Consider the following 24,837-nt stretch of genomic DNA (forward strand, 5'->3'; position numbering starts at 1 on the left):
TGTTCAGCGTGCGAGCGGCAGGGCGCGCGACATGGTCAGGTGCGGGATGCCGGCTTCCTCGAAGGGTTCGCCTTCGGGCGCGAAGCCGAGGCCGGCATAGAAATCCTTGGCCGTGCGCTGCGCGTGCAAGGTCAGCGCGCGGTCGCCGCGGCGATGGGCCGCGTCGGCCAGCGTGCGCAGCACCTGCTCGCCGATGCGGCCGCCGCGCAGCACCTGGTGCACCGCCATGCGGCCCACCTTGGCCACGCCGTCCTGCGCGGGCAGCAGCCGGCCGGTGCCGACCGGCTGGCCCAGGCGGTTGTAGGCCACGGCATGCAGCGAGGTGTTGTCGGCCTCGTCCCATTCCAGTTCGGCGGGAATGCGTTGCTCCTGCACGAACACCGCCGTGCGGATGCTGCCGGCGTCGGCGCCGAGCGCCTGCCAGTCGCCCGTCTTCACCTGCACCATCGCTTCGCCGGCCTCGTAGCCGGTGAGCATGGCGCGCAGGGCCGGCGGCACCGGCTTCGAAGTCTGGGTGGCCGGGTCCGCGAACACGTAGACCAGTTCGCAGGTGATCAGCAGGTCCTCGCCGCGGTAGATGGCGCCGAGGAAGGTCATCGAGGAAGTGCCGACGCGCGAGCACTTCAGCGCCACGTCGAGCCGGTCGTCCATGCGGGCCGAGGCGTGGAATTCGACCGAGGTCTTCTTCAGGTAGATGTCGCCCCCGAGCAGGTGCATCGCCTCCTCGTAAGGCATCGCCAGCGCCCGCCAGTAGTCGGCGACGGCAGTGTCGAAGTACATCAGGTAGTGGGCGTTGAAGACGATCTTCTGGATGTCCACCTCGGCCCAGCGCACCCGCAGGCGATGGAAAAACCGGAACTCTTGTCTCTTCATGGTGCGAAAGCCTTGTGCAGGGCGGCCGAGGCGTCGGCATGGGCTTGCCGGGCCTCCGGCAGCGCGCGGCCCATCTTGACGAATTCGTGGGTGACGCCGCGGTAGATCTCCAGCTCGACCGCGACGCCCGCAGCCCGGAGTTTATCCGCGTAGGCCAGGCCGTCATCGACCAGCGGGTCGCATTCGGCCAGGCCGAACCAGGCCGGCGCGACGCCTTCCACGTCCGGTGTGTTCAGCGGCGCGAAGCGCCAGTCGTCGCGTTCGCCCGCATCGATGTAGTGACGAAAAAAGTATTCGATGTGGGCTTGCTCCAACAGCAGGCCTTCGTGATAGCGCAGGTGCGAGGGCGACTCCTGGCGCGCGGCGCAACCCGGGTAGAACAGCAGCTGCAAGCGCAAGGGCAGGCCGGCGTCGCGTGCCAGCGTGGCGCAGACCGCGGCCAGGGTGCCGCCCGCACTGTCGCCACCGACCGCCATGCGGCTCGTATCCAGCCCCAAAGCGGCGCCTTGCGTCGCGAGCCATTGCACGGCGTCCCAGGCGTCGTTCACCGCGGTCGGGAAGCGGTGTTCGGGTGCGAGGCGATAGCCCACCGACAGCACCGCGCAACCCGCTTCTTTCGCGAGGACCCGGCACAAGGTGTCGTGCGAATCGACGCTGCCGATGGTGAAGCCGCCGCCATGGAAGTACACGAGCACCGGCAAGGCGCCCTGCTCCGGCGCCACGAGCCGGGCCGGCAGCCGCGCGCCGTCGCGCGTGGAGATCTCGAGGTCCTGCACGCGGGCCAGGGCCGGCCGGTCGACCTCCAGCACGCCGGCGCCGGCTTCGTAGGCGGCGCGCGCCTGTTCGGGCGGCAGCAGGTAAAGCGGCGGATGGCCGGCGCGCGCCATGCGTTGCAGCACCGAGCGCATGGCCGGGGTGAGTTCGGGAAACTGGGGAAGGAATGTCACGCTCGAGGCAGCGCGCCTGGCGGCCGCTGGCTTACAGTCAAGTGCACCATCGTAAGGGACGCGCCATGGCCTTGATCTACTACGTCACCCAGGTCCAGTTCGACTTCGGGGCGGTGCAGCTGCTGAAGCAGGAATGCGAGCGCGCCGGCATCCGCAAGCCCCTGGTCGTGACCGACGCCGGCGTGCGCGCGGCCGGCGTGTTGCAGAAGGCGCTGGATGCCCTGGGCGGCCTGCCGCATGCGGTGTTCGACCAGACGCCGTCCAATCCCACCGAGGCGGCGGTGCGGGCCGCTTCAGAGATCTACCAGGCGCAGGGCTGCGACGGCCTCGTCGCGGTCGGCGGCGGCTCCTCCATCGATTGCGCCAAGGGCGTCGCGATCCTCGCCACGCACGAAGGCCCCCTCACGCGCTACGCCACGATCGAAGGCGGTTCGCCGCGCATCACGGAGAAGGTCGCGCCGCTGATCGCCGTGCCCACCACCAGCGGCACCGGCAGCGAAGTGGCGCGTGGCGCCATCATCATCGTCGACGACCACCGCAAGCTGGGCTTCCACAACTGGCTGCTGGTGCCCAAGGCGGCGATCTGCGACCCCGAGCTGACCCTGGGCCTGCCCTCGAAGCTGACTGCGGCCACCGGCATGGACGCCATCGCGCACTGCATGGAGACCTTCATGTCGGCGGCCGTCAACCCGCCGGCCGATGGCATCGCGCTGGATGGCCTGGAGCGCGGCTGGGGACACATCGAACGCGCCACGCGCGACGGCAGTGACCGCGAGGCCCGCTTCAACCTCATGAGCGCGTCGATGCAAGGCGCGATGGCCTTCCAGAAAGGCCTGGGCTGCGTCCATTCCTTGAGCCACAGCCTGGGCGGCGTCGACCCCCGGCTGCACCATGGCACCTTGAACGCGATGTTCCTGCCGGCTGTGGTGCGCTTCAACGCGCAAGCGCCCTCCGTGCAGAAGGACCGCCGGCTGGAACGCATGGCCCATGCGATGGGCCTGAAGTCCGCCGGCGACATCCCGGAGGCGATCCGCGACATGAACGCGCGGCTCGGCCTGCCGTCCGGCCTGGCCGCCATGGGCGTGGAGCGCGCTGCCTTCGACGAGATCATCAAGGGCGCGCTGGCGGACCATTGCCACAAGACGAACCCGCGCGAAGCGAGCCCGCAGGACTACCGGGAGATGCTCGAAGCGTCGATGTGACGCCGCGCGTTCACAAGGCCTCGACGCGCGACGGGTCGGGCTGCGCGACCCACGCCGCGAATTCATCCGCCAGCTGTTGCGCCGCCGAAGTCGCGGTGCTCCACGCCTTCACCCGCGCCTGCAGGTCCGCGCCGTAGCGCGGGAAGTCGGTGCGGTCCGGCAGCTTGCCATTGGGCAGCTGCGCGACCCACGCCGGATCAGGCGCCAGGACCACCATCGAATCGAGGAAGGCCGTGGCGCCGTGCCGCCACTTCAGGGCCTTGTCCAGCCAGCCCGGGATCACCGCCTTCTGGAAGTGCGGGTACAGCACCAGGTTGGTCCCGTACTTCAGGTGCAGGTGGTAGTCCGTGATGCCGCCGTCCCAGTACGCGCCGGGCGGGGCGCCGGGGATGTCGTGCACCGCCTTCAGCACGAAGGGAATCGAGCAGCTCGCCTGCAAGGCCGGCTGGAAGTTGTCTTCGCTCAGCACCACCTGCCGCGTCGGATAGTCGTCGGTGCCGAAAGGCAGCGTGCTCGCCCTGCCCTGCTCCGGCGTCGAGAACACGACGCGCTCCAGCCAGGCGCCCATGGCGCGCCGGTGCAGCGAGTTGCTGACGAAGGCGCCCAGGTAGCCGAGCGGCGTGGCGACGCGGTGCTCGCGCCGCAGCACGTGGCGCCCGCGCGCGGTGACGATGTGCAGGCGGAAGCGCGGATGCGACAGCACCTCCTGCACGCGGCCGCCGTAGAAGGATTCCAGGCTCTGCGCGAACCGCTCGCTGACGTGCGCCGCGGTCGGCGTTTTGCGCCCGGGCGGCAGCTCGTAGTCCTGCGCGATGTAGTCGCGCTCCAGCCGCTCGAAGGCGGGCAGCGGGTCGCGCAGGCAAGCCGTGGCCATGCGCCAGGCGCCGATCGACGCGCCGACCAGGTGCACCGGGTGCGTCGCCTGCGGCAGCCAGTCGCCGAACAGGAAGCGGTCCAGCGGACCCAGGATCAGGCCCTTGGGGCCACCGGCCGCGGCTGGCACCACGCCGACGTCGGCCGGCACCAGGCCGTGCTGTTCGAGATGCCGCCGGGCCGCCGGACCGGCGTAGATGCGCAAGGCTCGCACGATGGATCGTTTCAGGTGAGCGCGATCGCGACGGCGCCGGCCAGCGCCGCCACGTAGACCAGCGGCCAGGCCAGCTTGCGCAGGAAGGCGCCGCCGCCGGCGCCCGCAGCGGCTTGCGCTTCCGGCTTCAGCAGGCACTGCAGGGCCGCGCGCGAATCGAATTGCACGGCGGGCAGCAGGGCCAGCACCGGGGAAGCGAGCGTGACGGTGGCATCGGCCCGCACGGTCGAAGAGAACAGCGTGGCGTCCGCCACCGTCGCCGCGCCGACCGGAACGGGCGCCGGCGCGCCGCCGAGGCAGGCCTCGAGGTCGCGCGCCATCTCACGGGCGTCCTGATAGCGGGCGCCCGGGTTCTTCTGCATCGCGCGGGCCAACACCAGGTCCAGCATCTGCGGAACGGCGGGGTTGTGGCGGCTGGCCGGCGTGGGCTGGCCGTGCAGGATGTCGTACAGCAGGTTGCCCAGTTCGGCGCCGCCGAAGGCGGGCTGGCCGGTCACCATCTCGTACAGCATGCTGCCCAGCGAGAAGATGTCGCTGCGCGCATCGACCGCGTGGCCGCCCACCTGCTCGGGCGACATGTACTTGGGCGAGCCGAGCAGCACGCCGCTGCGCGTGCGCACCTCGGACGCCTGCATGCGGGCGACGCCGAAGTCCATGATCTTCGCGTGCCGGCCGTCCATCACCATGATGTTGGACGGCTTGATGTCGCGGTGCACGACGCCGTGCGAGTGCGCCGCGGCCAGGCCTTCGGCCACCTGCGCGGCGATGTCCAGGGCCAGCGGCAAGGGCATGGCGCCGACTGTCATCATCGTCTTCAGCTCGGTGCCGCGCAGCAGCTCCATCGCGATGTACAGCCAGTCGCCTTCGCGCCCGAGGTCGTGGATGGTGATGATGTTCGGATGGCTCAGGCCGCCGGCGGCCTTGGCCTCCTGGCGGAAGCGTGCTTCTTGCTCGTCGCGCTCGGCGGCGTCCGGCGGCAGCAGCATGGCCTTGACGGCCACCCGGCGTTGCAGCGACTCGTCTTCGGCCAGGTACACGATGCCCATGGCACCGCGTCCCAGTTCCTCGAGGATGCGATAGCGGCCGAAATGAGTGAAGGGCGGCGGGTTCATTTGAGCTTGTCCAGCCAGCCCTTGACCTTGTCGATGGCCTTGGCCTGTGTCGATTGCGGCTGCCTGGGCGCCACGCGCTTCGGCGCCGGCGCCGGCTTCGGCGCCTCGAAGGTGTGCTTCAGCTCCAGCTCTTCGCCCGGTGCCAGCTGCACGTCCATCACGACGGGCTTCATGTGCTCGTTGCGCAGCTCGATGCTGTGCGGCCCCGGCGGGATCGACAGCCGCGCGAGCGGCGGCGACACGCCCTTCAGCTCGCCGTCGACGTAGATCTCGCCTTGCGGATGGATTTCGAGCGCGATCGTGCCCGGCCGGCTGGCGGCCTCCATCTCTTCGCGCTGCCAGCGGCCGGCGAAACCGGCGGCCACGATCAGGGCCACGCCCACCGCGGCGAACAGGTGGCCCCACAGCGCGCGCCGGCGCGCTCTTCCCGGCTCGAAGGCATACAGCGCGTGCGAACGCAGGCGCTCGTCGACGAAATCGCCGGCCGGACGCAAGGTCTTGGCGCGCTGCGGCCAGCGTGCCGCCAGCGCCTGGCGAAAGGGCAGCGAAGCCAGGATGGGATGCTGCGTGGCGAAGCCCGCCACCGCACCCGCGGTCTCCAGGCCCTCGCCCGCGACGCGGGCGCCGGCCAGGGTGTCGGCTTCGGCCTTGATGGGCCCGTAGTGCAGGCCGATGGCGACGTCCTCGCAGGACGCCGCGGCCTCGCGCGCGGCCTGCAGCGCCTGCCAGGGGTCGCCCCGGCCGACGACGGCCAGGCCGTCCGGTGCTTCCAGCACCACGCGTTCCTCGGGCTGCCAGGGCGCCAACGCCTGCTTGACCGCGGCCAGCAGGCGTTCGCGGCGCTGCGCCTGTTCCGTGACCGGCTGGCCATGGAAAGCGCGCATCCGCAGGAACAACACGCTGGCCGGGACCGGGATAGCGGACATGACGTTTATTTTCGCAAGCCCTGCAGTTTGGCGAAGGCGCCCTGCATGGCGCCGCCGATGGCCGGGTTGTTCGGGGCGCGCTGGCCGCGCGCCGCGCCTTCGAAGCGGTTCTCGCGCGGGCCGTCGCGGCGCTTGTCCACCGGGGCGCCCAGCTTCATCGTCAGGCTGATGCGCTTGCGCACGGGATCCACTTCGAGCACCTTCACCTTGACGATGTCGCCGGTCTTCACGACCTCGCGCGCATCGTTGACGAACTTGTGCGACAGCTGGCTCACGTGCACCAGGCCGTCCTGGTGCACGCCCAGGTCGACGAAGGCGCCGAAGGCGGCGACGTTGCTGACCGTACCTTCCAGCTCCATGCCGGGTTGCAGGTCCTTGATGTCGTCCACGCCTTCGTTGAAGCGCGCGACCTTGAAGTCCGGGCGCGGATCGCGGCCCGGCTTCTCCAGCTCGCCCAGGATGTCCTTGACGGTGATCACGCCGAACTTCTCATTCGAGAACAGTTCGGGCTTCAGCGTCTTCAGCATCTCGGCGCGGCCCATCAGTTCCTGCACCGGTTTCTTCACGGTTTCGAGGATCCTCTCAACGACCGGGTAAGTCTCGGGGTGGACGCCCGTCATGTCCAGCGGGTTGTCGCCGCCGCGGATGCGCAGGAAGCCCGCGCTCTGCTCGAAAGTCTTGGGCCCGAGGCCGCTCACCTGCAAGAGTTGCTGGCGATTTTTGAAGGCGCCGTTGTTCTCGCGCCACTGCACCACCGCCTTGGCCACGGTCCCGGACAGGCCGGAGACGCGGGACAGCAGCGGCGCGCTGGCGGTGTTGAGGTCGACGCCGACCTTGTTCACGCAGTCTTCGACCACCGCGTCCAGCATGCGGGCCAGCTCGCTCTGGTTCACGTCGTGCTGGTACTGGCCCACGCCGATCGACTTGGGTTCGATCTTCACCAGTTCGGCCAGCGGGTCCTGCAGGCGGCGCGCGATGCTCGCCGCGCCGCGCAGGCTGACATCCACGTTGGGCAGTTCCTGCGAAGCGAATTCGCTGGCGGAGTAGACCGAGGCGCCGGCCTCGCTGACCACCACGCGCTGCATCTCGCCGCCCAGCAGCTTGCACAGTTCCCCGGCCAGCTTGTCGGTTTCGCGGCTGGCGGTGCCGTTGCCGATGGCGATGAGGTTGACGCCGTGCTTGGCGCACAGCTGCGCCAGGGTGCGCAGCGAGCCGTCCCAGTCGCGGCGCGGCTCGTGCGGGTACACGGTGGACGTATCGACCAGCTTGCCGGTGGCATCGCACACGGCAACCTTCACGCCGGTGCGGATGCCGGGGTCCAGGCCCATGACGACGCGCGGTCCGGCGGGCGCGGCCAGCAGCAGGTCGCGCAGGTTCTCGGCGAACACCTTGATGGCGACCTTCTCCGCGTCTTCACGCAGGCGGGCGAACAGGTCGCGCTCGGTGGACAGCGACAGCTTCACGCGCCAGGTCCAGGCGACGCACTTGCGCAGCAGGTCATCGGCCTTGCGGGCGCTGTGGCTCCAGCCCAGGTGCAAGGCGATCTTGCCTTCGGCGATGGAAGGCTTGCCCGGTTCGGGCTCCACCGGCAGCACCAGCTTGACTTCGAGGGTCTCCAGCTGGCGGCCGCGGAACACGGCCAGGGCGCGGTGCGAAGGCACCTTGCCGATCGGCTCGTCGTACTCGAAGTAGTCGCGGAACTTGGCGATGTCCGGGTTGTTTTCGTCCTTGCCGCTCGCGAGCTTGGACTTCAGCAGGCCTTCGGTCCACAGCCACTCGCGCAGGTTCTGCACCAGCGCGGCGTCCTCGGCCCAGCGCTCGGACAGGATGTCGCGCACGCCATCCAGCACCGCGGGCACGGTGGTGAAGTCCTCGCCGCCCTCGCCCTTTTCTGCCTTCACGAAAGGCACGGCTTCGGCCGCGGGGTCCTTGCTGGGGTCGGCCCACAGCAGGTCGGCCAGCGGCTCGATGCCGGCTTCGCGGGCGATCTGGCCCTTGGTGCGGCGGCGCGGCTTGTAGGGCAGGTAGAGGTCTTCCAGTTCCTGCTTGGTGGGCGCGGCCTCGATGGCGGCGCGCAGGTCGGGCGTGAGCTTGCCCTGCTCCTCGATGCTCTTGAGCACCGCGGCGCGGCGCTCTTCCAGCTCGCGCAGGTAGGCGAGCCGGGCTTCGAGTTCGCGCAGGTGGTTGTCGTCGAGGCCGTTGGTGGCCTCCTTGCGGTAGCGGGCGATGAAGGGGACGCTGGCCCCGCCGTCCAGGAGCTCGACCGCGGCGCGGACCTGGCTTTCCTGCACCCGGAGTTCGGCGGCGATCTGCCGCAGGATCTTTTGCATTCTGTAACTGGCGCTGGGAAGCGCGGGGAACGGAGAACCTGAAAGCGCGCGAGTTTGCCACACGCTCCGCACAGGGAAACAGGGCCTGGTCCGACATGTGCAAAACAGCCACGGCAGAGAATGGAAACCAACAGTCCCCCTAGGAGAAATCCCCATGCGCACCCGTGCCATCCTCCTCGTGGTCGCCATCCTGCTGGTTGCCGCCTTTGCCGCCCTGAACTGGGGTGAAATCGTCCATACCGCGCCGCTGTCCTTCGGCCTCTTCGTCACGGACGCGCCGATGGGCGCCATCCTGCTGGCCTTGCTGGCCCTGGCGGCGGTCGCTTTCGCGCTGAGCGCCGCCACCATCCGCACGCAGGCGCTGGTGGACTACCGCAACCACCACAAGACGCTGGAGCAGCAGCGCACGCTGGCCGACAAGGCCGAGGCCTCGCGCTTTACCGACCTGCGGCAGCACCTGGACTCGCAGCTGCGCGACCTGCGCGAGCGCGACTCCGTCGCTGCGACCGAGTTCGAGAAAGCCATGGTCCAGAGCCAGCGCGAGCTGCGCACGCAGCTGGAGCAGGTCAACCGCACCGTCGCCGCGCGCCTGACCGAGCTGGAGCATCGCCTGGACGCGCGCTTCGCCAGCGGCGTGGCGGCCCCGGCCGTGCGCGCGGAAACGGGCCAGTCGCAACAGTTGCGGGATGCGCAACTGCGCGAAGACCAGCTGCGTGCCCGTGCCGAGCAGGAGCGCGCCCGCGCCGGGCAGGAACAGGCCGTGCGCCAGGAACAGCAGCGCGAGGAACGCGCGATGGCGAGCGATCGGCCGGCCGAAAGCGGCTGGCGGAAGTGGTTCTAATCCTGGCGTAATTGCGGCGGGGTCGGCCGCGGCCATACTGCGGCCGGTGCGCAGCGAGCTGCGCACGCTACGTGGACACATCCACGGGAGCCCCGCCATGAATCACACCACCCTCGCCTTCCTGCTGGCCGCCGGCGCGGCCCAGGCGCAGCAGCCTGCCTGCCACGCTTCCTCGCCCGCCACCCGCACCCCCGTCATCGAGCTTTACACCTCCGAAGGCTGCAGTTCCTGCCCGCCGGCAGACCACTGGATCTCGGGCCTGAAAGACGCCGCCGCGCAAGGGCGCGTGGTCGTCCAGGCCTTCCACGTCGGCTACTGGGACTCGCAGGGCTGGGTCGACCGCTTCGCCACGCCCGCGTACACGGGCCGGCAGCGCGAGGTGGCCGCGAACAACCACGAGTTCACGCTCTACACGCCGCAGCTGGTGCGCGATGGCCGCGACTGGCGCGACTACGGCGCTGCGCTCCCGGCCAAGCCGGAGCCGGCGACGGTGGCGATCCAGCTCACGCGCGAGGGCGCGGACGTGGTGCAGGCGCAGGTGATCCCGCAGTCGCCCAACGCGTCTTGGGCCGCGTATTGGACCGTCACCGAGCACGGCCACGCGAGCAAGGTCACCGCCGGCGAGAACGCCGGCGAGGCGCTGAAGCACGACTTCGTCGTGCGGCAATACGTGACGGCCGGCAACTACCAGGGCGCGCAGGCCCTGAGGTTCCGGCCGGTAGCTGCCACGCCGGGGCATGCGCAGCAGGTGAACCTGGTCGTCACGGAGCTGAAGGGCGGCAAGCCGCTGCAGGCGCTGAGCCTGTCCTGCTCCTAGGAGAGGATCACTCCGCGTGGATGTTCAGCTTGCGCACCAGCGCCGTGAAGCGCTGGAGATCCTGCGCGATGACCGCGGCGAATTCGGCCGGCGTGCTGGTGCGCGGGGTCGCACCCTGCGCGATCATCGTGTCACGCACTTCCTTGGAGTTGACCACCTCGCGGATGTCCGCCGCGATCTTGTCGATGACGGGCTGCGGCGTGCCGGCCGGCGCCAGGACGCCGAGCCAGGAGCCCATCTCCGCATTCTTCACGCCCTCCTCTGCCAGCGTGGGAACGTTGGGCAAGGCGGGTGATCGGGTTTCGCTCGACACCGCGAGCGGCCGGAACTTGCCCGAGCTGATGAAGCCCGTGGAGCCGAAGATGCTGGTGAACTGCATGTCGACGTGGCCGGCGATCACGTCCGTGTTGGCGAGGCCGCCGCCCTTGTAGGGCACGTGCAGGAACTTCGCGCCCGAGGCGGCCATGAAGATCTCCGCCGCCAGGTGCGTCGAATTGCCCGTCCCCGAGCTGGCGAAGGTGTACTTGTTCGGTTCGGCCTTGCCCAGCGCGACGAGGTCCTTGACGTTGGTCGCCTTGAAGCCGGGATACGTCACCAGCACGATCGGCAGGTCGGCCACCAGCGAGATCGGCGCGAAGGCCTTTTCGGGGTTGTAGGGCAGCTTGCCGTACAGCGGCGGGTTGATCGCCTGCGTGCCGACGTTCCCCATCAGCAAGGTGTAGCCGTCCGGCTTGGCGCGGGCCACGATGTCGGCGCCGACGATGCCGCCGGCGCCGCCGCGGTTGTCGATTACCACCGGCTGGCCCCACCTGGTGGACAGCGCCTGCGCAATCAGGCGCGCGCCGGTGTCCGTGCCGCCACCCGGCGGGAAGGGAACGACCAGCGTGACCGGGCGCGAGGGATAGGCCTGCGCCATGACGGCCAGGGGAAGCAGCGTCGCCGCCAGGGCAAGAAGGATCTTGTTCAAGTGAGGTCTCCTGCGATTCACGCGACGCGCCAGCGCGCCGCCTCTTCGGACAGGCTGAAGCCCAGCCCGGGGCGCTGGGGCAGGAACATCTGCCCGCCCTTGATCTCGAGGCGTTCGTTGAAGGCCGGCTCCAGCCATTCGATGTGCTCCACCCAGGCCTCGTGCGGATACGCGCAACCCAGGTGGATGTGGATCTCCATCACGAAGTGCGGCGCGAGCTTCAGGCGGTTCAGGTCCGCGCTGTTGGCGATCTTCAGGAACGGCGTGATGCCGCCGACCCGCGGCACGTCGGGCTGCAGGAAGGTGACCGAGTCGTGCCTGATCAGCTCGCCGCATTCGGCGACGCTGCTCAGCATCTCGCCCGTGGCGATGGGCGTGTCGAGCTTGGCCTTCAGCTGCGCGTGCCCGCGGTAGTCGTAGGCGTTGGTGGGTTCTTCCAGCCAGACCAGGTTGAACGGGTCGAGCATCCGGCCCGCGCGCAAGGCGGTGGTGACGTCCCATTGCTGGTTGGCATCCACCATCATCGGCACGTCATCGCCGACGTGCTTGCGCACGGCCGCCACGCGCTCGATGTCCTTCTTCAGCTCGGGCTGGCCGACCTTCAGCTTGATGCCGCCGAGGCCGAGCTCCAGCGAGCGGTCGACGTTGGCCAGCACCTCGGACGTCGATGCATTCAGGTAGCCGCCCGAGGTGTTGTAGCAGGGAACGCTTTCGCGGTAGGCGCCGAGCAGCTTGCCGATGGAGACGTCGGCCGACTTCGCCTTCAGGTCCCACAGCGCGACGTCGAAGGCCGCGATGCTCTGCACCGACACGCCGGTGCGCGATACCGAGGCGCCCAGCCACGCGAGCTTTTCCCACAGGCGGCCGATGTCGTTCGGATCTTCGCCCACGAGCGCGCCGGCCAGGTCCTTGGCGTGCGCCAACAAGGCGGAGCCGCCGGCGCGCAGCGAGTAGCTGAAGCCGAAGCCGCGCGCGCCGTTCACGGTTTCGATGGTGGCGGTGAGCAGGTCCACGTGCGCCAACGGCCGCTGGCGGCCGGTGAGCACCTTGGCGTCGCTCACGGCTTTCTTGAGAGGTACCTGGTAGAGGGCGACTTCGACAGTCTGGATGGGGTCCATGCGATGCAGTCCTGCGTTCAATCGAGCTTCGCGCCCGAGGCCTTGACGATCCGCGCCCACTTGGTGGACTCGGAGGCGTTGTAGTTGAGGAAGTCGGCGGCGCTGCTGCCGACGGGGTCGATGCCGCGCGAGGTGAGCTGCTCGCGCACGTCGGGCAGTTCGAGGATGGCGTGCACCTCGTTCGAGAGCTGGTCCACGACCGCCTTGGGCGTGCCCGCCGGGGCCCACAGGCCATACCAGGTGCTGATGTCGTAGCCGGGCACGCCGGACTCCGAGATCGTCGGCAGCCCGGGCTCCGCCGGCGAGCGCTTCGCCGAGGTCACCGCCAGGCCGCGCAGCTTGCCGGCCTGGATGAAGGGCATGGTGGAACCCAGCGAATCGAAGACCACCTGCACGTGGCCGGCGATGACGTCGTTCATGGCGGGCGAGCTGCCCTTGTAGGGAATGTGCTGCAGGTCGATGCCGGCCTGCATCTTGAAGGCCTCGGCGGCCAGGTGGGTCGCGGAGCCGCTGCCCGAGGACGCGTATTGCAGCTGGCCCGGCTTCGCTTTCGCCAGCGCGATCAGCTCGGACACGGACTTGACGTTCAGTGCGGGGTTGACCGACAGCACTAGCGGCACGCGGGCGATCAGGTCGTTGGGGCCGCCGGCCGGATACGGAACGACCACCGGACGGACTTCTTCGGGTAGTCCGAGGACGCGGCCTGGGCCGTGTCCAGGATCGGCAGGGCGAGCAGCGCAAGGGCCGCCGCGAGGCTGAGCCGCTTGGCGCGGCTGGCAGGTGAGTTCAAGGATTGTCTCCATCGCGAACACCGCGAATGCCACGGATTCTGCGGCCGGATCGGCGTACAAGTCAATATCGTGCACGATCGTTGATCCGCGATCGTGGAATGACGATGCTCGCCCGGCGCGCCATAATCGCCGGATGGCAACCTCCAAGACCCCCGCCGCCGGGCTGCGGCTGGTCAAGACCTCGCTGGCCGGACTGGCGTACGACGAACTCAAGCGCCAGATCCTCGACCAGCGCCTGCGGCCCGGCGAGCGCCTGAACATCGACGCCCTGTCGCGCGAATGCGGCGTCAGCAGTTCGCCGCTGCGCGAGGCGCTGGTGAAGCTCGGGGGCGAAGGGCTCGTCGTGTTCGAGGCCAACACGGGCTTCCGCGTGGCGCCGGTGCCGGACGAAGCGCAGATGAAGCACCTGCTGGAGTTCCGCACCGTGCTGGAAAGCCATGGCGCGCGGGTAGGCGCGGCGCTGGCGAACGAAGACTCCTTGGCGGCCATGCGCAAGGCCACCGACGGCATGGCCGCGATGCGGGCCAAGGGCGTGAGCTACAAGCAGTACCGGGCCTACTTCGAGCTCGAGCAGGCCTTCCACCAGGCGCTCGTCGACAGCGCCGCCAACCCGGTGATCTCCGCGGCCTATCGCGAGCTGCAACTGGTGCTGCTGGTGGCACGGATGTCCATCGTTCCGGACAGCAACAAGCTGGGCTCGGATGCCGCGGTGGACGAACACCGGGCCATCATCGCGGCCTTCGAGGCGCGCGACCCCGATGCGGCGGAGGCAGCGGTGCAAGGCCACATCCAGGCGGCCCGCCAGCGCATGAAGCCGCAACCAGCGACAGGTGAGCGCCTGGCCGGCTCCGCCTAGTCGAACAGCCCGGGCTGGCCGCCGAAACGCGCCCGCTCGATCTCCAGCATCCTCAGCTTGGTGTCCACGCCGCCGGTGGCGGAGAAGCCGCCCGAGCGGCCGCCCGCGGCCATTACGCGATGGCAGGGCACGACCGGCGCGAAGGGGTTCGATCCGAGCGCCTGGCCCACCGCGCGCGCCGCTCCCGGATCACCGAGGCGTTGCGCCACTTCGCCATAGGTCAGCACCTCGCCGGGCGGAATCGCCCGCGCGAGCTCGTAGACACGGCGATGGAACTCCGGCACCGTGTCCAGGGCCAGTGGCAGGTCGCACAGGTCGTCGTGCTCGCCTTCCAGCAGGCGCTGCACGCGCTCGATCGCGCGCTGCACGAAGGGCGGCGGCTCCGACTCGGGCACTTCGCCGGAATGGCGCCGCATGCGTGCGAGCGTGCCGGCGCGCGTGGTCTCGGGCAACTGCACGGCGGCGATGACGTCCTCGGCCCAGGCGATGCCGCACGGCCCGATCGCCGTATCGAAAATGCAGCAGCCGAGGGCGCGAGCCACTTTCAGGCAGCCTTCAGCACGTAGCCGAGCCGCGGGAAATGCACGTGCACGACGCCCGTGCGCGGGTCGTGGCGGCGCAGGCTGTAGTGGGTGCGGGTGGCGGCGATCAGTTCGCCCTCGGTCGCTTCGGTGCCGAAGGACTCCGGCGTGATGCTGACGCGGCTGCCCAGCCGGAGGCCGTGGTCGTCCTGGAAGGCACTGTCGATCAGCAGGTTGGCGCCGGGCGCTTCCGGCTCGGCCGCTTTCGCGACCTCGATCGCGTCCTCGGCGCCCAGCTTCGTCATCGCCCCGTGGCCGATGGCGGCCATGCGCTCGGCCCACTCCACCACCGAAGGCGTGGCGCTGAAGATGTCCATCAACACCGGCACCTGCGTGCGCGTGTACCAGATGCCGTGGTAGGCCGCGAAGTCGGCCACGCAAGGATCCATGCCGAACAGGAAGTCGTGCTCGTCAGCCATGTTGGCAAGCCGGCGCAGGTAGGAGCGGTAGGCCGAGGTCGCGTCGCCGGGACGCAGCCGCACCAGGTTGGAACTCATGGCCTTGCGGTCGGCGCCGAACGCCTCCGCGGTGCCGGCCGGCGCCTTGCCGAAGACGAAAGCCGCGCCCTTGGGCTGCAGGTTGTAGCCCATCGCCGCCCAGAACAGCGTGGAGTCGGCCCACTGCGCGAAGATGCGGCAGGCGCCTTTCAGGTGCGGCGGGTACAGCGTGGGCTCGGGCCGCACGTGCTCCAGCACGTCGCAGATCAAGGCCGTGTCGCAGTAGATGTCGGCGCCGACCTGCAGCACCGGCGTGCGGCGGTAGCCGCCAGTGAGCGCCACCACGTCCGGCTTCGGCATGATGGGCGGCACCAGCACCGACTTCCAGGGCAGCTTCTTGTGGCCCAGGACGAGGCGGAGCTTCTCGGAGAACGGCGAGCTGGCGTAGTTGTGCAGGATCAGGTCTTGCATGTCTTCTTCTTTCAATGGGGCGTGGCGCGGGCAAGGATCGTGTCGAAGGCGCTGCCGGCGGACAAGGTTCCGAAAGCCTGGCCCCAGTTGCCGGCCAGGCGCGAATCGCAGAAGGCGGCGAACACCTCGCCGGGCGCTTGCTGGGCGAGCAGCGCGGCCTGCACGGCCAGCGCCACGTCCTGCGCGAGGCGGCGCGCCTCGATCTCGGTGGCCATCTCCTCCACCCGCGCGGGCAGGCTGGCGGCCAGGCGGTCCAGCGCCGCGTGCATGCCCTTCGCCGGCGCGAGTTCCTGCGCCAGGGCCGCGGCAGCGTCCGCCTTGCGCAGCGCGCGCAACAGGTCCAGCGCCATGATGTTGCCGGCGCCTTCCCAGATGGAGTTGAGCGGCATCTCGCGGTAGATGCGGGCCATGATGCCTTCGCCGCCCTCTTCCACGTAGCCGTTGCCGCCCAGGCATTCCATCGCCTCCTGGGCGAAGTGGCTGCCGCGCTTGCAGATCCAGAACTTGGCGATGGGCGTGAGCAGGCGCGCCATCACGGCCTCGTGCGCGTCGCCGCGCTGGTCGAAGGCACGCGCCAGGCGCAGGGCCAGCGCGGTCGCGGCTTCGCTCTCCAGCGCCAGGTCGGCGAGCACGTTGCGCATCAGCGGCTGCTCGATCAGCTTCTTGCCGAAGGCGGAACGTTGCTCGGTGTGGTTCAAGGCGATGGACAGCGCCTGTCGCATCAGCCCGCTGGTGCCCAGCGCGCAATCGAGGCGCGTCATCGTGCCCATCTCCAGGATCTGCGGCACGCCGCGGCCCTCTTCGCCCACCAGCCAGGCAGTGGCGCCCTGGAACTCCACTTCGGAACTCGCGTTGGCCTTGTTGCCCAGCTTGTCCTTCAGGCGCTGGATGCGGAGGGCGTTGCGGCTGCCATCGGGCAGCACGCGCGGCAGGAACAGGCAGCTCAGGCCTGACGCCGTTTGCGCGAGCACCAGGAAGGCGTCGCACATCGGCGCCGAGAAGAACCACTTGTGGCCGGTGACGCGATAGCGCGCGCCCCAGTCGTCGTTGCCGTCCGGCTCGGCATGCGTCGTGTTGGCGCGCACGTCCGAGCCGCCCTGCTTCTCCGTCATGCCCATGCCCATGGTCACGCCCGGCTTGTCGCGCCAGGGCACGAGCCGAGGGTCGTAGCCGCGGCTGGTGAGCTTGGGGCCCCAGTCGCGGTAGACCGCGGCGTTGCTGCGCAGTGCCGGCGTCACCGCATAGGTCATCGAGATCGGGCAAAGGATCGACGGCTCGAGCTCGGTGAAGAGCATGAAGCCGGCGGCACGCAACACATGCGGCGAAGCGCCCTCCCCGGCCCAAGGCGTGCCGTGCAGTCCGGCGGCAACCGCCGCCTTCATCAGCGCGTGATAGCTGGGATGGAACTCCACCTCGTCGATGCGGTGGCCGAAGCGGTCGTGCGTATGAAGTTCAGGCGTGTGGACGTTGGCCAGCCGCGCGTGCTGCTGGTACTCGGCGCTGCCGGCGAGGCGACCCAGCGCCTGCAGGGGCGCCGTGTCCAGCTGCGGCGCGTTGAAACGCAGCGCATCGCGCAGCGGCCGGTTGGTGGCGAACAGGTCGTAGTCGACCAACGGCTGCGGCTGGTTGAAGACTTCGTGCGTGGCGTACTCTGCCATGGCGGATCCTCGGGGGAAACGTTCCACCCGAGTATCGCCCACCTTGCAGCCTCAGCGTGTCGCCGGCAGGTCGTGCGAAGCCGCCAGTTTCGCCTGCACGTAAGCCGACGCGTTCACAGGTTCGTAGCGCGCCGGGTTGTCCGCACTCGTGCACGACGGCAAGGCCGCGATCTCGCTGGCCCCATTCGGGCCGGTGAAGGCCACCATCGACAGCCGCTGCGTCGACCCGGTCAGTTCGCGCGACGGGTTCACCACGCGATGCAGCGTCGACCGCCAGCGCCCGTTGGTCCAGCGCGCCATCAGGTCGCCGACGTTGATGACGAAGCTGTCCGGGTGCGGCGGCACGTCGTGCCAGCGGCCTTCGCGGTCGCAGATCTGCAGGCCGCCGGGCGCTTCGTCCTGCCGCAGGACAGTGAGGCCGCCGTAGTCGTGGTGCGCGCCATAGCGCAGCTGCCCGGGCTCGGGCGGCTCCTCCTGGTCCGGGTAGTTGACGAAGCGCAGCGTCAGCGACGGCTCGCGGTAGAAGCCCGAAAAGAAGTCCTCCGGCAGGTCCAGCGCGAGCGCGGAAAGCCGCATCAGCTGCTGCGTCAGCCCGAACATGGCGTCGTACCAGGCCTGGACGTTGCGTCCCAGGTCCGCAGGCTGGTCCGGCCAGTAGTTGGGCAGGCCGAGCCCGGCCCGCTCGCGCTGCAGCGACGCGAACACGAGCGCCTCGCACAGGTCGGGCGGCGTGCGGCCGGCCAGCGTGGCCGCGACGCTTTCGATGCGCAGCGGCAGGTAGCCGCGACCCTTCGTCCTCTCGGGCGGCGTGTAGCGGCGCTTCTCCGGTTCAGGCAGCGCGAAGAAGCCGCGCGCACCGGCATAGGTGGCACGCACCAGGTCGGCGGGCACGCCGTGCTGCACGATGGTGACGAAGCCCGCCTCCTCCAGCGCGCGGCCGAACGCGCGCGCCACGTCCTCGCGTCGCGCGGCGTCGCCCGCCGCGAAGGCGCCGAGGTCGACGACCGGCACCGCCAGCGCGGCGGCCGTCATTGCGCGGCCTTGCCCACGAAGCGCAAGGTGTACGCGGCCTTGTAGTCGAGGCTGGCCGAGTAGACACCGGAGGCGGACATCACCTCGAAGAAGTCCTTCCAGCGCGCATCGGTCATGGCGCCCAGGCCCAGCGTCTTCGCGTCGCCGCTGTCGACGAGGCCGCGCTCCTTGATCTGCTTCATCTTGAAGTGGAACAGCGGCTCGCCGTGTTCCGGGTTCATCGCCAGGATGCCCTTCATCGCCGGCGTGTAGTCGCCGTTCAGGCACTGCTGCCAGCCGGCGCGCGTCGCGTCCACGAAGGCCTGCACCACCTGCGGATGCGCCTCGACCCAGGCGCGCGTGCCGAACACCGTGTCCTGGTAGTTGCTGTAGCCGTAGTCGGCCAGCAGGATGGACACCGGCGGCTTGGGCATGGCCTTGCCGAGCAGCATCGCGTCCTCGGTGATGTAGCCCTGTTGCACCGCCTGCGGGTTCACCAGGAACGGCGCGGCCGAATACGTGTAGGGCCGCAGCTGGTCGTCGACGAAGCCGTACTTGCGCTTCAGGAACTGCCAGTACTCCTGCTGCGAGAACTTGGCCACCATGATCTGGCGGCCCTTCAGGTCCTGCAGCTTCGCGACACCCTGGTCGGGGTGCGCCACCAGCGTCTGCGGGTCCTTCTGGAAGAAAGCCGCCACCGTGACGGCCGGCACGCCGTTCTGCAGCATGTGCAGGGTCGTGAAACTGGAGCCCATGGCCAGCTGCAGGTCGTTGGCGCCGATCTGCAGCGGCAGGTTGCGGTCCGGCCCGCCGTTGACGATCTCGACGTCCAGGCCGGCCTTGTCGTAGAGGCCGGCCGCCTTGGCCTGGAAGAAGCCGCAGTGTTCGGCCTCGGCCACCCAGCTGAGGCCGAAGCGGACCCTTTCGGCGGCGTGGACGTTGAACGCGAGCGCCGCCAGCGCGGCGAACAGGGATGCATGCACCTTCATCGGGACTCCTCGGAGTTGGATGAAGGGGCATCGCAAAACGCGTGCCCAGGCCCGCAGGCCGGCGCGCGTCAGGCCACCTTGACGACCTGCTTGCCGAAGTTCTTGCCCTTCAGCATGCCGAGGAAGGCCTCGGGCGCGGACTCCAGGCCTTGCGCGACGCTCTCGCGCGGCCGCAGCTTGCCGCTGCCCACCAGCTGCCCCAGCTCCTGCAGCGCCTGCGGCCACACTTCCATGTGCTCGCTCACGATGAAGCCCTGCAGCTTGATGCGGTTCGTCAGCAGCAGCTGCGGATAGGCCATCGGGATCGGCTGGCCGTCGTAGCCGGCGATCATGCCGCACAGGGCGATGCGGCCGTGCGCGTTCATGCGCAGCATCACGGCGTCCATCACCATGCCGCCCACGTTCTCGAAGTAGCCGTCGATGCCGTCCGGGCAGGCTTCCTTCAGCGCCTTGGACAGCGAGCCCGCGTCCTTGTGCTGCTTGTAGTCGACGCAAGCGTCGAAGCCCAGTTCCTCGGTCACGTAGCGGCACTTGTCCGGGCCGCCCGCGATGCCGACCGCGCGGCAGCCGCGCGCCTTGGCGAGCGCGCCGAGGGCGCTGCCCACCGCGCCGCTGGCGGCGCTGACGACGACGGTCTGGCCTGCCTGTGGCTCGATGATCTTCACCAGCCCGTACCAGGCCGTCACGCCCGGCATGCCCACCGCGCCGAGATAGTGCGACAGGGGAACGTGGGTCGTGTCCACCTTGCGGATGCTGCCCGGCTGGTCGGCGGAGACGACGCTGTATTCCTGCCAGCCGCCCATGCCCACGACCTTGTCACCGGGCTGGAACTTGGGGCTGCGGCTCTCGACCACCTCGCCCACCGTGCCGCCTTGCATCACCTGGCCCACGGGCTGCGGCGCCGTGTAGCTCTTGGCGTCGTTCATGCGCCCGCGCATGTACGGGTCGAGGCTGAGGAAGTGGTGCTTGACCAGTACCTCGCCGTCCTTCAACGGCGGCGTGGTGCCGCTCGCCAGCTTGAAGTTGCTGGCCTGGGCTTCGCCGGTCGGGCGGTTGTCCAGCAGGATCTGCTTGTTCGTGGGCATGAGGAGTCCTCTGTCAGTCGGTGGAGATGACGTTCGCCGCGGCCGTCGGAGCGGACCGCCGCACGAACTTGAAAGTGCCGGTGGCCTGGGCGCACAGGCGGCCCTGGTCGTCGACGATGCTGCCTTCGCAGAAGCCCATGGACTTGGTCCGGTGCAGCAGCTTGCCGCGGGCCGTGAGCACGCCCGCGCAGGGCTGCATGAAGCTGGTCTTCATCTCGATGGTGACCACGCCCAGCTCCTTGTCGACGCTGCGCGCGGCCGTCGCCAGCGCCACGTCCAGCAAGGTCATGACGGCGCCGCCGTGGGCGACCTGGAAGGAGTTCATGTGTTCCCGCTTCGGCGCGAAGCGCAGCTCCGATTCGCCGCCCTCGTAGCGCACCATCTCGATGCCGAGCAGGTCGATGAAGGGAATCTCGACGCCGAAGGGAAAGCCGTTGTCTCGTGCCACGCGCTCAGCCCCCCGTCACCACGGACACGCCGCCATCCACCGCCAGCCACTGGCCGGTGATGTGCTTGCCGGCATCGGAGGCGAACAGCAGCATCGCGCCCTTCAAGTCCTCGTCGTCGCCCAGGCGCCGCAGCGGCGCGTTCTGCGCCAGCTTTTCGGTGCCGATGCGGTCCAGCGTGCCCTGCGTCATCTTGCTCGGGAAAAAGCCCGGGCAGATGGCGTTGACGTTGATGCCGTACTTGCCCCACTCGCAAGCCAGCGCCTGCGTGAAGGTGATGACCGCGCCCTTGGACGTGTTGTAGGCCAGCGTGTTCATCTCCGGCGGGTTGCCGCCCAGCCCCGCGATCGAAGCGATGTTGACGATGCGGCCGGACTTGCGCGGGATCATGCTGCGCTTGGCGATGCGCTGGGCCAGCAGGAAATAGCCGCGCACGTTGAGGTTCATCACCTTGTCCCAGGCGTCGACCGGGTGGTCTTCCGCCGGCGCGCCCCAGGCGGCGCCCGCGTTGTTCACCAGGATGTCGACGTCGCCCATGCGCTCCAGCGTCTGGTCGGCCAGGCGCTGGATGTCCTCCTCGCGCGCGCAGTCCGCCGCGATCCAGCGGGCATCGATGCCGACGGCCTCGAGGTCCGCCACCGCTTGCTCCAGCTCGTCGGATTTGCGGGCGCTGATCATCACCCGGGCGCCGGCCTCGCCCAGGGCATGGGCCAGCTGCAGGCCGAGGCCACGCGAGCCGCCGGTGACGAGGGCCGTCTTGCCCTCGAGGTCGAACAGGGATTGCACAGTGCGCGTCATGCGTCTCTCCGGACTTCGTGGTTCATGGCTTCGATTCTGCGCCGGCCTCGGGGGTCTCGTGCAGGCGCGAGCGCACGAAGATCAGCACGATGCCGGCGATGGTGGCGAGTGCCCCGAGCACCGACAGGCTCCAGCCGCCGACGGCCGTCTCGTCGTGCGAGGCGATGCCCAGCACCAGCGTCAGCAGGCCGCCGAAGATCAGGACCCAGACCAGCGTGTCGATGCGCTCCAGGGTGCGGCGGTTCGTCATCAGAAAGCCTCCTCGGGCATGCCGGCGCAGGTGGGATCGCGCGTCTCGACGACGCGCAGCCAGGCGCCGATCTTCGGCAGTTCGTAATGGAAGAAATAGCGGGCGGCGCGGCGCCGGCCCTCGTCGGCCGGTGAATTGCTCGCGGCGGGAACGGCCAGCAGCACGTCCAGCCAGGTCCACGCGATCACCAGGTGGCCGAAAGCCTGCATGTAGGGCACGGCATTGGCGAGCGCGTCGGTCGCCTGGCCGGTGGCCCAGGCGGCCTTGGTGGCGGCGCCGACCTTCTGCAGCGCCTGGCCCAGCGCATTGGCGTGTTCGGCCAGCGCCGGCTGCTGGATTGCGCGCTCGATGGTGGCGTTGATGCGCTGCGCCAGCAGCAGCAGGCCCTTGCCGCCTTCCATCACCACCTTGCGTCCCAGCAGGTCGGCGGCCTGGATGCCGTGCGTACCCTCGTGGATCATGTTCAGGCGGTTGTCGCGCCAGTACTGCTCCACCGGGAAATCGCGCGTGTAGCCGTAGCCGCCGTGGACCTGGATGGCCAGCGAATTGGCCTCCAGGCAGAACTCGCTGGGCCAGCTCTTGGCCAGCGGCGTCAGCACTTCGAGCAGCAGGCGGGCCTCTTCGACCGCCTCGGGCGTGCCGGTGTGCTGCTCGTCGACGAGGCGGGCGCAGTACAGCAGCAGCGCCAGTGCGCCTTCGCAGTACGACTTCTGCGCGAGCAACATGCGCTTGACGTCGGCGTGCTCGATGATGCGCACCTGCGGCTGGCCCGGGTCCTTGCCCACGACGCTTGCGTCGTTTCCGGTGTCTTGCCGACTTGTCGGCCGAAGGCCGACCGGCCGTCCTTGCGGCCGGTTCTTCGCGTAATCGAGCGAAGCGTAGTAGCCCGCCAGGCCCAGCGCGGTGGCGGCCAGGCCGATGCCGATGCGCGCCTCGTTCATCATGTGGAACATGCAGCGCAGGCCTTCGCCCGGCTTGCCCACCAGGTAGCCGATGGCGCCGGCACCGCGGCCGTCCAGGCCGCCTCCTGATGCTCCTCGCACCGGGTACTTGCCTTCGCCGAAATTCAGCAGCGTGTTGGTGGTGCCGCGCCAACCCAGCTTGTGGTTCAGCCCGGCCAGCGCGACGTCGTTGCGCTCGCCCGTGAGCTGCCCTTCGGTGTCCACCAGCTTCTTCGGCACGATGAACAGCGAGATGCCCTTCACGCCGGCGACGAGCTTGCCGTCGGGGCCGGGGATCTTCGCGAGCACAAGATGGATGATGTTCTCGGACAGCTCGTGTTCGCCGGCCGAGATCCACATCTTGTTGCCCTTGAGGCGGTAGCGCGGGCCGAGCGGATCGCTCTCGAAGTCCGTGCCGTCCGGCGTCGCGCGCGTGGCGATGTCCGATAGCGACGAGCCGGCCTGCGGCTCCGACAGCGCCATCGTGCCGGAGAAGCGGCCGGCGAATTCGTTGCGGGCGAACACGGCCTTCTGCGGCTCGGTGCCGTGCACCATCAGCAGGTTGGCGTTGCCCTTGGTCAGCAGGCTGCTGTTGATGCTGACCGAAGCCGTCGCGAAGAACAGGCCCGCCGCCGCTTCCACGGTATAGGGCAGCTGCATGCCGCCCTCCTCGTAATCCTGGCTCGCGCTCAGCATGCCGGACTCGCCGTAGGCCTGGTGCGCCTCGTGGGTGGCCTGCGGCAGGATCACCTTCTCGCCATCGAAGTGCGGCTCCTGCGTGTCCACCACGCGGTTGAAGGGCGCGTACTTCTCGCGCGCGATGCGCTCGCAGGTATCGAGCACGGCATCGAAGGTCTCGCGCGAATGGTCCGCAAACCGCGCGCGCTCATCGAGCCGCTCGGCATGCAGCCAGTCGTAAAGGAGGAAGTCGAGGGTGGGGCGGAGTGCGGACATGGGGTTGTTCGTGTGCTGAAGTCAGAACTGCCGGACGCAAAGGGCGCAAAAGAGAGCAAAGGTCGCAAAAGAATCAGAAGACCTTATCGGTTCTCCCTTTTGCGTCCTTTGCGAATCCTTTGCGCCCTTTGCGTCCGGAAGTCCGTCTTCAAAGAACCTCGAAGACGCCCGCCGCCCCCATCCCGCCGCCGATGCACATCGTCACCACGACCTTCTTCGCGCCGCGGCGCTTGCCTTCGATCAGGGCGTGGCCGGTCAGGCGCTGGCCCGAGACGCCGTAGGGGTGGCCGACGGCGATGGCGCCGCCGTTGACGTTGAGGCGGTCGGCCGGGATGCCCAGCTTGTCGCGGCAGTAGAGCACCTGCACCGCGAAGGCTTCGTTCAGCTCCCACAGGTCGATGTCGCTCACCTTCAGGCCCAGCTTCTTCAGCACCTTCGGCACGGCGAACACCGGGCCGATGCCCATTTCGTCCGGCTCGCAGCCCGCCACCGCGAAGCCCAGGAAGCGGCCCATCGGCTTCAGGTTGTTGCGGCCCGCGTATTCCTCGCTGACGATGACGCAGGCACCGGCGCCGTCGGAGAACTGGCTGGCATTGCCGGCCGTGATGACGCCGCCCGGCAGCGCCGGCCGGATGCCGGAAATGTTTTCCTTGGTCGTGCCTTCGCGCAGGCCCTCGTCCTTGCTGGCCGTCACCTGCCTGGAGACGAGGCCCATCACCGGGTCGGCCACGCCGGCCGTCACGGTGATCGGCGCGATCTCCTGCTCGAACTTGCCGGCGGCCTGCGCGGCGCACGCCTTCTGCTGCGACGCGGCGCCGTATTCGTCCATCGCGTCGCGGCCGATGTTGTAGCGCTTGGCCACCTGCTCCGCGGTCTGCAGCATCGACCAGTAGATCTCGGGCTTCTTCTTGTCCAGCGCCAGGTCGCGCAGCATGTGCTGGTTCATTTCCTGCTGCACGCAGGAGATGCTCTCCACGCCGCCGGCGACATACACGTCGCCCTCGCCGGCGATGATGCGCTGCGAAGCCATCGCGATGGTCTGCAGGCCCGAGGAGCAGAAGCGGTTGATCGTGACGCCCGACGCCGTGACCGGCAGGTCCGCCATCAGCGCGATCTGCCGCGCGATGTTGGCGCCGGTGGCGCCTTCGGGGTTGGCGCATCCCATCAGCACGTCTTCCACGGCATCGCCGGGCACGCCGGCGCGCTGCAGGGCGTGCTTGACGGCGTGGCCGCCCAGCGTGGCGCCGTGCGTCATGTTGAACGCGCCCTTCCAGCTCTTGGTCAGGGGCGTGCGGGCGGTGGAAACGATGACGGCGTTGGTCATGTCAGGCCTTTCTGGATGAAATCGG

At 69.2% G+C, this 24,837-nt stretch carries 25 protein-coding genes; 4 read left to right on the forward strand and 21 right to left on the reverse strand.

Features of this window, described 5'->3' with window-relative positions; genetic code table 11:
* Positions 1 to 3: 3 nt before the first annotated feature.
* Together HHL11_RS31680 and HHL11_RS31685 are read right to left on the reverse strand one after the other, a co-directional pair.
* Complete coding sequence (locus HHL11_RS31680; protein ID WP_169422617.1) at positions 4 to 873, reverse strand: YbgC/FadM family acyl-CoA thioesterase; 870 nt, start codon at positions 871 to 873, stop codon at positions 4 to 6.
* Positions 870 to 1,781, reverse strand: coding sequence for an alpha/beta hydrolase (locus HHL11_RS31685; protein WP_169422689.1), 912 nt, complete (start codon positions 1,779 to 1,781; stop codon positions 870 to 872). Before HHL11_RS31685 ends, HHL11_RS31680 begins: the two co-directional genes overlap by 4 nt.
* Before the next feature lie 104 nt (positions 1,782 to 1,885).
* Between HHL11_RS31685 and HHL11_RS31690 the strand changes: the two genes are divergently transcribed.
* A complete protein-coding gene (locus HHL11_RS31690) occupies positions 1,886 to 3,022 on the forward strand; it encodes an iron-containing alcohol dehydrogenase (RefSeq protein ID WP_169422618.1) in 1,137 nt (378 codons plus the stop codon).
* 10 nt (positions 3,023 to 3,032) lie between these two features.
* Here HHL11_RS31690 and HHL11_RS31695 read toward each other — a convergent pair whose 3' ends face one another.
* The 4 genes from HHL11_RS31695 to HHL11_RS31710 are packed head-to-tail and all read right to left on the reverse strand — an operon-like array spanning position 3,033 to position 8,477.
* Positions 3,033 to 4,109, reverse strand: coding sequence for a patatin-like phospholipase family protein (locus HHL11_RS31695; protein ID WP_169422619.1), 1,077 nt, complete (start codon positions 4,107 to 4,109; stop codon positions 3,033 to 3,035).
* 11 nt (positions 4,110 to 4,120) lie between these two features.
* Positions 4,121 to 5,221, reverse strand: a complete 1,101-nt coding sequence (locus HHL11_RS31700; protein ID WP_169422620.1) for a serine/threonine-protein kinase — start codon at positions 5,219 to 5,221, stop codon at positions 4,121 to 4,123.
* The gene (locus HHL11_RS31705; RefSeq protein WP_169422621.1) at positions 5,218 to 6,147 is read right to left on the reverse strand and encodes a PEGA domain-containing protein; all 930 of its coding nucleotides are present in this window, start codon (positions 6,145 to 6,147) and stop codon (positions 5,218 to 5,220) included. Before HHL11_RS31705 ends, HHL11_RS31700 begins: the two co-directional genes overlap by 4 nt.
* A gap of 5 nt (positions 6,148 to 6,152) precedes the next feature.
* Positions 6,153 to 8,477, reverse strand: coding sequence for a Tex family protein (locus HHL11_RS31710; protein ID WP_169422622.1), 2,325 nt, complete (start codon positions 8,475 to 8,477; stop codon positions 6,153 to 6,155).
* Between the two features lie 154 nt (positions 8,478 to 8,631).
* Between HHL11_RS31710 and HHL11_RS31715 the strand changes: the two genes are divergently transcribed.
* Both HHL11_RS31715 and HHL11_RS31720 read left to right on the forward strand, forming a co-directional pair.
* A complete protein-coding gene (locus tag HHL11_RS31715) occupies positions 8,632 to 9,318 on the forward strand; it encodes a hypothetical protein (RefSeq protein WP_169422623.1) in 687 nt (228 codons plus the stop codon).
* Between the two features lie 97 nt (positions 9,319 to 9,415).
* Complete coding sequence (locus tag HHL11_RS31720; RefSeq protein ID WP_169422624.1) at positions 9,416 to 10,135, forward strand: DUF1223 domain-containing protein; 720 nt, start codon at positions 9,416 to 9,418, stop codon at positions 10,133 to 10,135.
* A gap of 7 nt (positions 10,136 to 10,142) precedes the next feature.
* Here the strand turns inward: HHL11_RS31720 and HHL11_RS31725 are convergent, their stop codons facing one another.
* From HHL11_RS31725 to HHL11_RS31740, 4 genes are read right to left on the reverse strand one after another with little or no spacing between them, the layout of a single operon-like run.
* A complete protein-coding gene (locus HHL11_RS31725) occupies positions 10,143 to 11,102 on the reverse strand; it encodes a Bug family tripartite tricarboxylate transporter substrate binding protein (protein WP_169422331.1) in 960 nt (319 codons plus the stop codon).
* 17 nt (positions 11,103 to 11,119) lie between these two features.
* Positions 11,120 to 12,220, reverse strand: a complete 1,101-nt coding sequence (locus HHL11_RS31730) for an L-talarate/galactarate dehydratase (protein WP_169422625.1) — start codon at positions 12,218 to 12,220, stop codon at positions 11,120 to 11,122.
* 17 nt (positions 12,221 to 12,237) lie between these two features.
* Positions 12,238 to 12,888: a tripartite tricarboxylate transporter substrate-binding protein gene (locus HHL11_RS31735; RefSeq protein ID WP_169422626.1), complete on the reverse strand. Its 651-nt coding sequence runs from the start codon at positions 12,886 to 12,888 to the stop codon at positions 12,238 to 12,240.
* Positions 12,849 to 13,010: a hypothetical protein gene (locus tag HHL11_RS31740; RefSeq protein ID WP_169422627.1), complete on the reverse strand. Its 162-nt coding sequence runs from the start codon at positions 13,008 to 13,010 to the stop codon at positions 12,849 to 12,851. The genes HHL11_RS31735 and HHL11_RS31740 overlap by 40 nt, the downstream gene beginning before the upstream one ends.
* Positions 13,011 to 13,144: 134 nt before the next feature.
* Here HHL11_RS31740 and HHL11_RS31745 point away from each other — a divergent pair, with 134 nt between their 5' ends.
* Complete coding sequence (locus HHL11_RS31745) at positions 13,145 to 13,867, forward strand: GntR family transcriptional regulator (RefSeq protein WP_169422628.1); 723 nt, start codon at positions 13,145 to 13,147, stop codon at positions 13,865 to 13,867.
* Here the strand turns inward: HHL11_RS31745 and HHL11_RS31750 are convergent.
* The 11 genes from HHL11_RS31750 to HHL11_RS31800 form a co-directional block, all read right to left on the reverse strand.
* On the reverse strand, positions 13,864 to 14,409 hold the full coding sequence (locus HHL11_RS31750) for a methylated-DNA--[protein]-cysteine S-methyltransferase (protein WP_169422629.1): 546 nt from the start codon (positions 14,407 to 14,409) through the stop codon (positions 13,864 to 13,866). The two genes, HHL11_RS31745 and HHL11_RS31750, sit on opposite strands and share 4 nt — an antisense overlap.
* 2 nt (positions 14,410 to 14,411) lie before the next feature.
* The gene (locus HHL11_RS31755) at positions 14,412 to 15,356 is read right to left on the reverse strand and encodes a glutathione S-transferase family protein (RefSeq protein ID WP_169422630.1); all 945 of its coding nucleotides are present in this window, start codon (positions 15,354 to 15,356) and stop codon (positions 14,412 to 14,414) included.
* 11 nt (positions 15,357 to 15,367) lie between these two features.
* A complete protein-coding gene (locus tag HHL11_RS31760; protein WP_169422631.1) occupies positions 15,368 to 17,014 on the reverse strand; it encodes an isovaleryl-CoA dehydrogenase in 1,647 nt (548 codons plus the stop codon).
* A gap of 51 nt (positions 17,015 to 17,065) precedes the next feature.
* The gene (locus HHL11_RS31765) at positions 17,066 to 18,046 is read right to left on the reverse strand and encodes an isopenicillin N synthase family dioxygenase (protein ID WP_169422632.1); all 981 of its coding nucleotides are present in this window, start codon (positions 18,044 to 18,046) and stop codon (positions 17,066 to 17,068) included.
* Positions 18,043 to 19,014, reverse strand: coding sequence for an ABC transporter substrate-binding protein (locus HHL11_RS31770; protein WP_169422633.1), 972 nt, complete (start codon positions 19,012 to 19,014; stop codon positions 18,043 to 18,045). Before HHL11_RS31770 ends, HHL11_RS31765 begins: the two co-directional genes overlap by 4 nt.
* A 68-nt stretch (positions 19,015 to 19,082) precedes the next feature.
* A complete protein-coding gene (locus HHL11_RS31775) occupies positions 19,083 to 20,099 on the reverse strand; it encodes an NADP-dependent oxidoreductase (RefSeq protein ID WP_169422634.1) in 1,017 nt (338 codons plus the stop codon).
* 13 nt (positions 20,100 to 20,112) lie between these two features.
* Entirely contained in the window at positions 20,113 to 20,547 is a 435-nt protein-coding gene (locus tag HHL11_RS31780; RefSeq protein ID WP_169422635.1) for a hotdog fold thioesterase, read from the reverse strand.
* A gap of 4 nt (positions 20,548 to 20,551) precedes the next feature.
* Entirely contained in the window at positions 20,552 to 21,343 is a 792-nt protein-coding gene (locus HHL11_RS31785; RefSeq protein ID WP_169422636.1) for an SDR family oxidoreductase, read from the reverse strand.
* Between the two features lie 22 nt (positions 21,344 to 21,365).
* A complete protein-coding gene (locus tag HHL11_RS31790; RefSeq protein WP_169422637.1) occupies positions 21,366 to 21,593 on the reverse strand; it encodes a DUF308 domain-containing protein in 228 nt (75 codons plus the stop codon).
* Positions 21,593 to 23,488 (reverse strand): acyl-CoA dehydrogenase, encoded by a 1,896-nt coding sequence (locus tag HHL11_RS31795; protein ID WP_169422638.1) that lies wholly within the window; start codon positions 23,486 to 23,488, stop codon positions 21,593 to 21,595. The genes HHL11_RS31790 and HHL11_RS31795 overlap by 1 nt, the downstream gene beginning before the upstream one ends.
* 148 nt (positions 23,489 to 23,636) lie before the next feature.
* Positions 23,637 to 24,812: an acetyl-CoA C-acyltransferase gene (locus HHL11_RS31800; protein WP_169422639.1), complete on the reverse strand. Its 1,176-nt coding sequence runs from the start codon at positions 24,810 to 24,812 to the stop codon at positions 23,637 to 23,639.
* Positions 24,813 to 24,837: the final 25 nt, after the last annotated feature.

Source organism: Ramlibacter agri (genome assembly GCF_012927085.1).
Classification (GTDB): domain Bacteria; phylum Pseudomonadota; class Gammaproteobacteria; order Burkholderiales; family Burkholderiaceae_C; genus Ramlibacter; species Ramlibacter agri.

Bases quoted from the DNA above. Each gene is read 5' to 3' on its own strand.
- HHL11_RS31785 (WP_169422636.1), bottom strand. From the start codon at position 21,343: ATGACGCGCACTGTGCAATCCCTGTTCGACCTCGAGGGCAAGACGGCC.
- HHL11_RS31795 (WP_169422638.1), bottom strand. From the start codon at position 23,488: ATGTCCGCACTCCGCCCCACCCTCGACTTCCTCCTTTACGACTGGCTG.
- HHL11_RS31705 (WP_169422621.1), bottom strand. From the start codon at position 6,147: ATGTCCGCTATCCCGGTCCCGGCCAGCGTGTTGTTCCTGCGGATGCGC.
- HHL11_RS31690 (WP_169422618.1), top strand. From the start codon at position 1,886: ATGGCCTTGATCTACTACGTCACCCAGGTCCAGTTCGACTTCGGGGCG.
- HHL11_RS31730 (WP_169422625.1), bottom strand. From the start codon at position 12,220: ATGGACCCCATCCAGACTGTCGAAGTCGCCCTCTACCAGGTACCTCTC.
- HHL11_RS31755 (WP_169422630.1), bottom strand. From the start codon at position 15,356: ATGCAAGACCTGATCCTGCACAACTACGCCAGCTCGCCGTTCTCCGAG.
- HHL11_RS31760 (WP_169422631.1), bottom strand. From the start codon at position 17,014: ATGGCAGAGTACGCCACGCACGAAGTCTTCAACCAGCCGCAGCCGTTG.
- HHL11_RS31710 (WP_169422622.1), bottom strand. From the start codon at position 8,477: ATGCAAAAGATCCTGCGGCAGATCGCCGCCGAACTCCGGGTGCAGGAA.
- HHL11_RS31700 (WP_169422620.1), bottom strand. From the start codon at position 5,221: ATGAACCCGCCGCCCTTCACTCATTTCGGCCGCTATCGCATCCTCGAG.
- HHL11_RS31685 (WP_169422689.1), bottom strand. From the start codon at position 1,781: ATGCGCTCGGTGCTGCAACGCATGGCGCGCGCCGGCCATCCGCCGCTT.
- HHL11_RS31715 (WP_169422623.1), top strand. From the start codon at position 8,632: ATGCGCACCCGTGCCATCCTCCTCGTGGTCGCCATCCTGCTGGTTGCC.
- HHL11_RS31790 (WP_169422637.1), bottom strand. From the start codon at position 21,593: ATGACGAACCGCCGCACCCTGGAGCGCATCGACACGCTGGTCTGGGTC.
- HHL11_RS31745 (WP_169422628.1), top strand. From the start codon at position 13,145: ATGGCAACCTCCAAGACCCCCGCCGCCGGGCTGCGGCTGGTCAAGACC.
- HHL11_RS31765 (WP_169422632.1), bottom strand. From the start codon at position 18,046: ATGACGGCCGCCGCGCTGGCGGTGCCGGTCGTCGACCTCGGCGCCTTC.
- HHL11_RS31770 (WP_169422633.1), bottom strand. From the start codon at position 19,014: ATGAAGGTGCATGCATCCCTGTTCGCCGCGCTGGCGGCGCTCGCGTTC.
- HHL11_RS31680 (WP_169422617.1), bottom strand. From the start codon at position 873: ATGAAGAGACAAGAGTTCCGGTTTTTCCATCGCCTGCGGGTGCGCTGG.
- HHL11_RS31800 (WP_169422639.1), bottom strand. From the start codon at position 24,812: ATGACCAACGCCGTCATCGTTTCCACCGCCCGCACGCCCCTGACCAAG.
- HHL11_RS31775 (WP_169422634.1), bottom strand. From the start codon at position 20,099: ATGCCCACGAACAAGCAGATCCTGCTGGACAACCGCCCGACCGGCGAA.
- HHL11_RS31720 (WP_169422624.1), top strand. From the start codon at position 9,416: ATGAATCACACCACCCTCGCCTTCCTGCTGGCCGCCGGCGCGGCCCAG.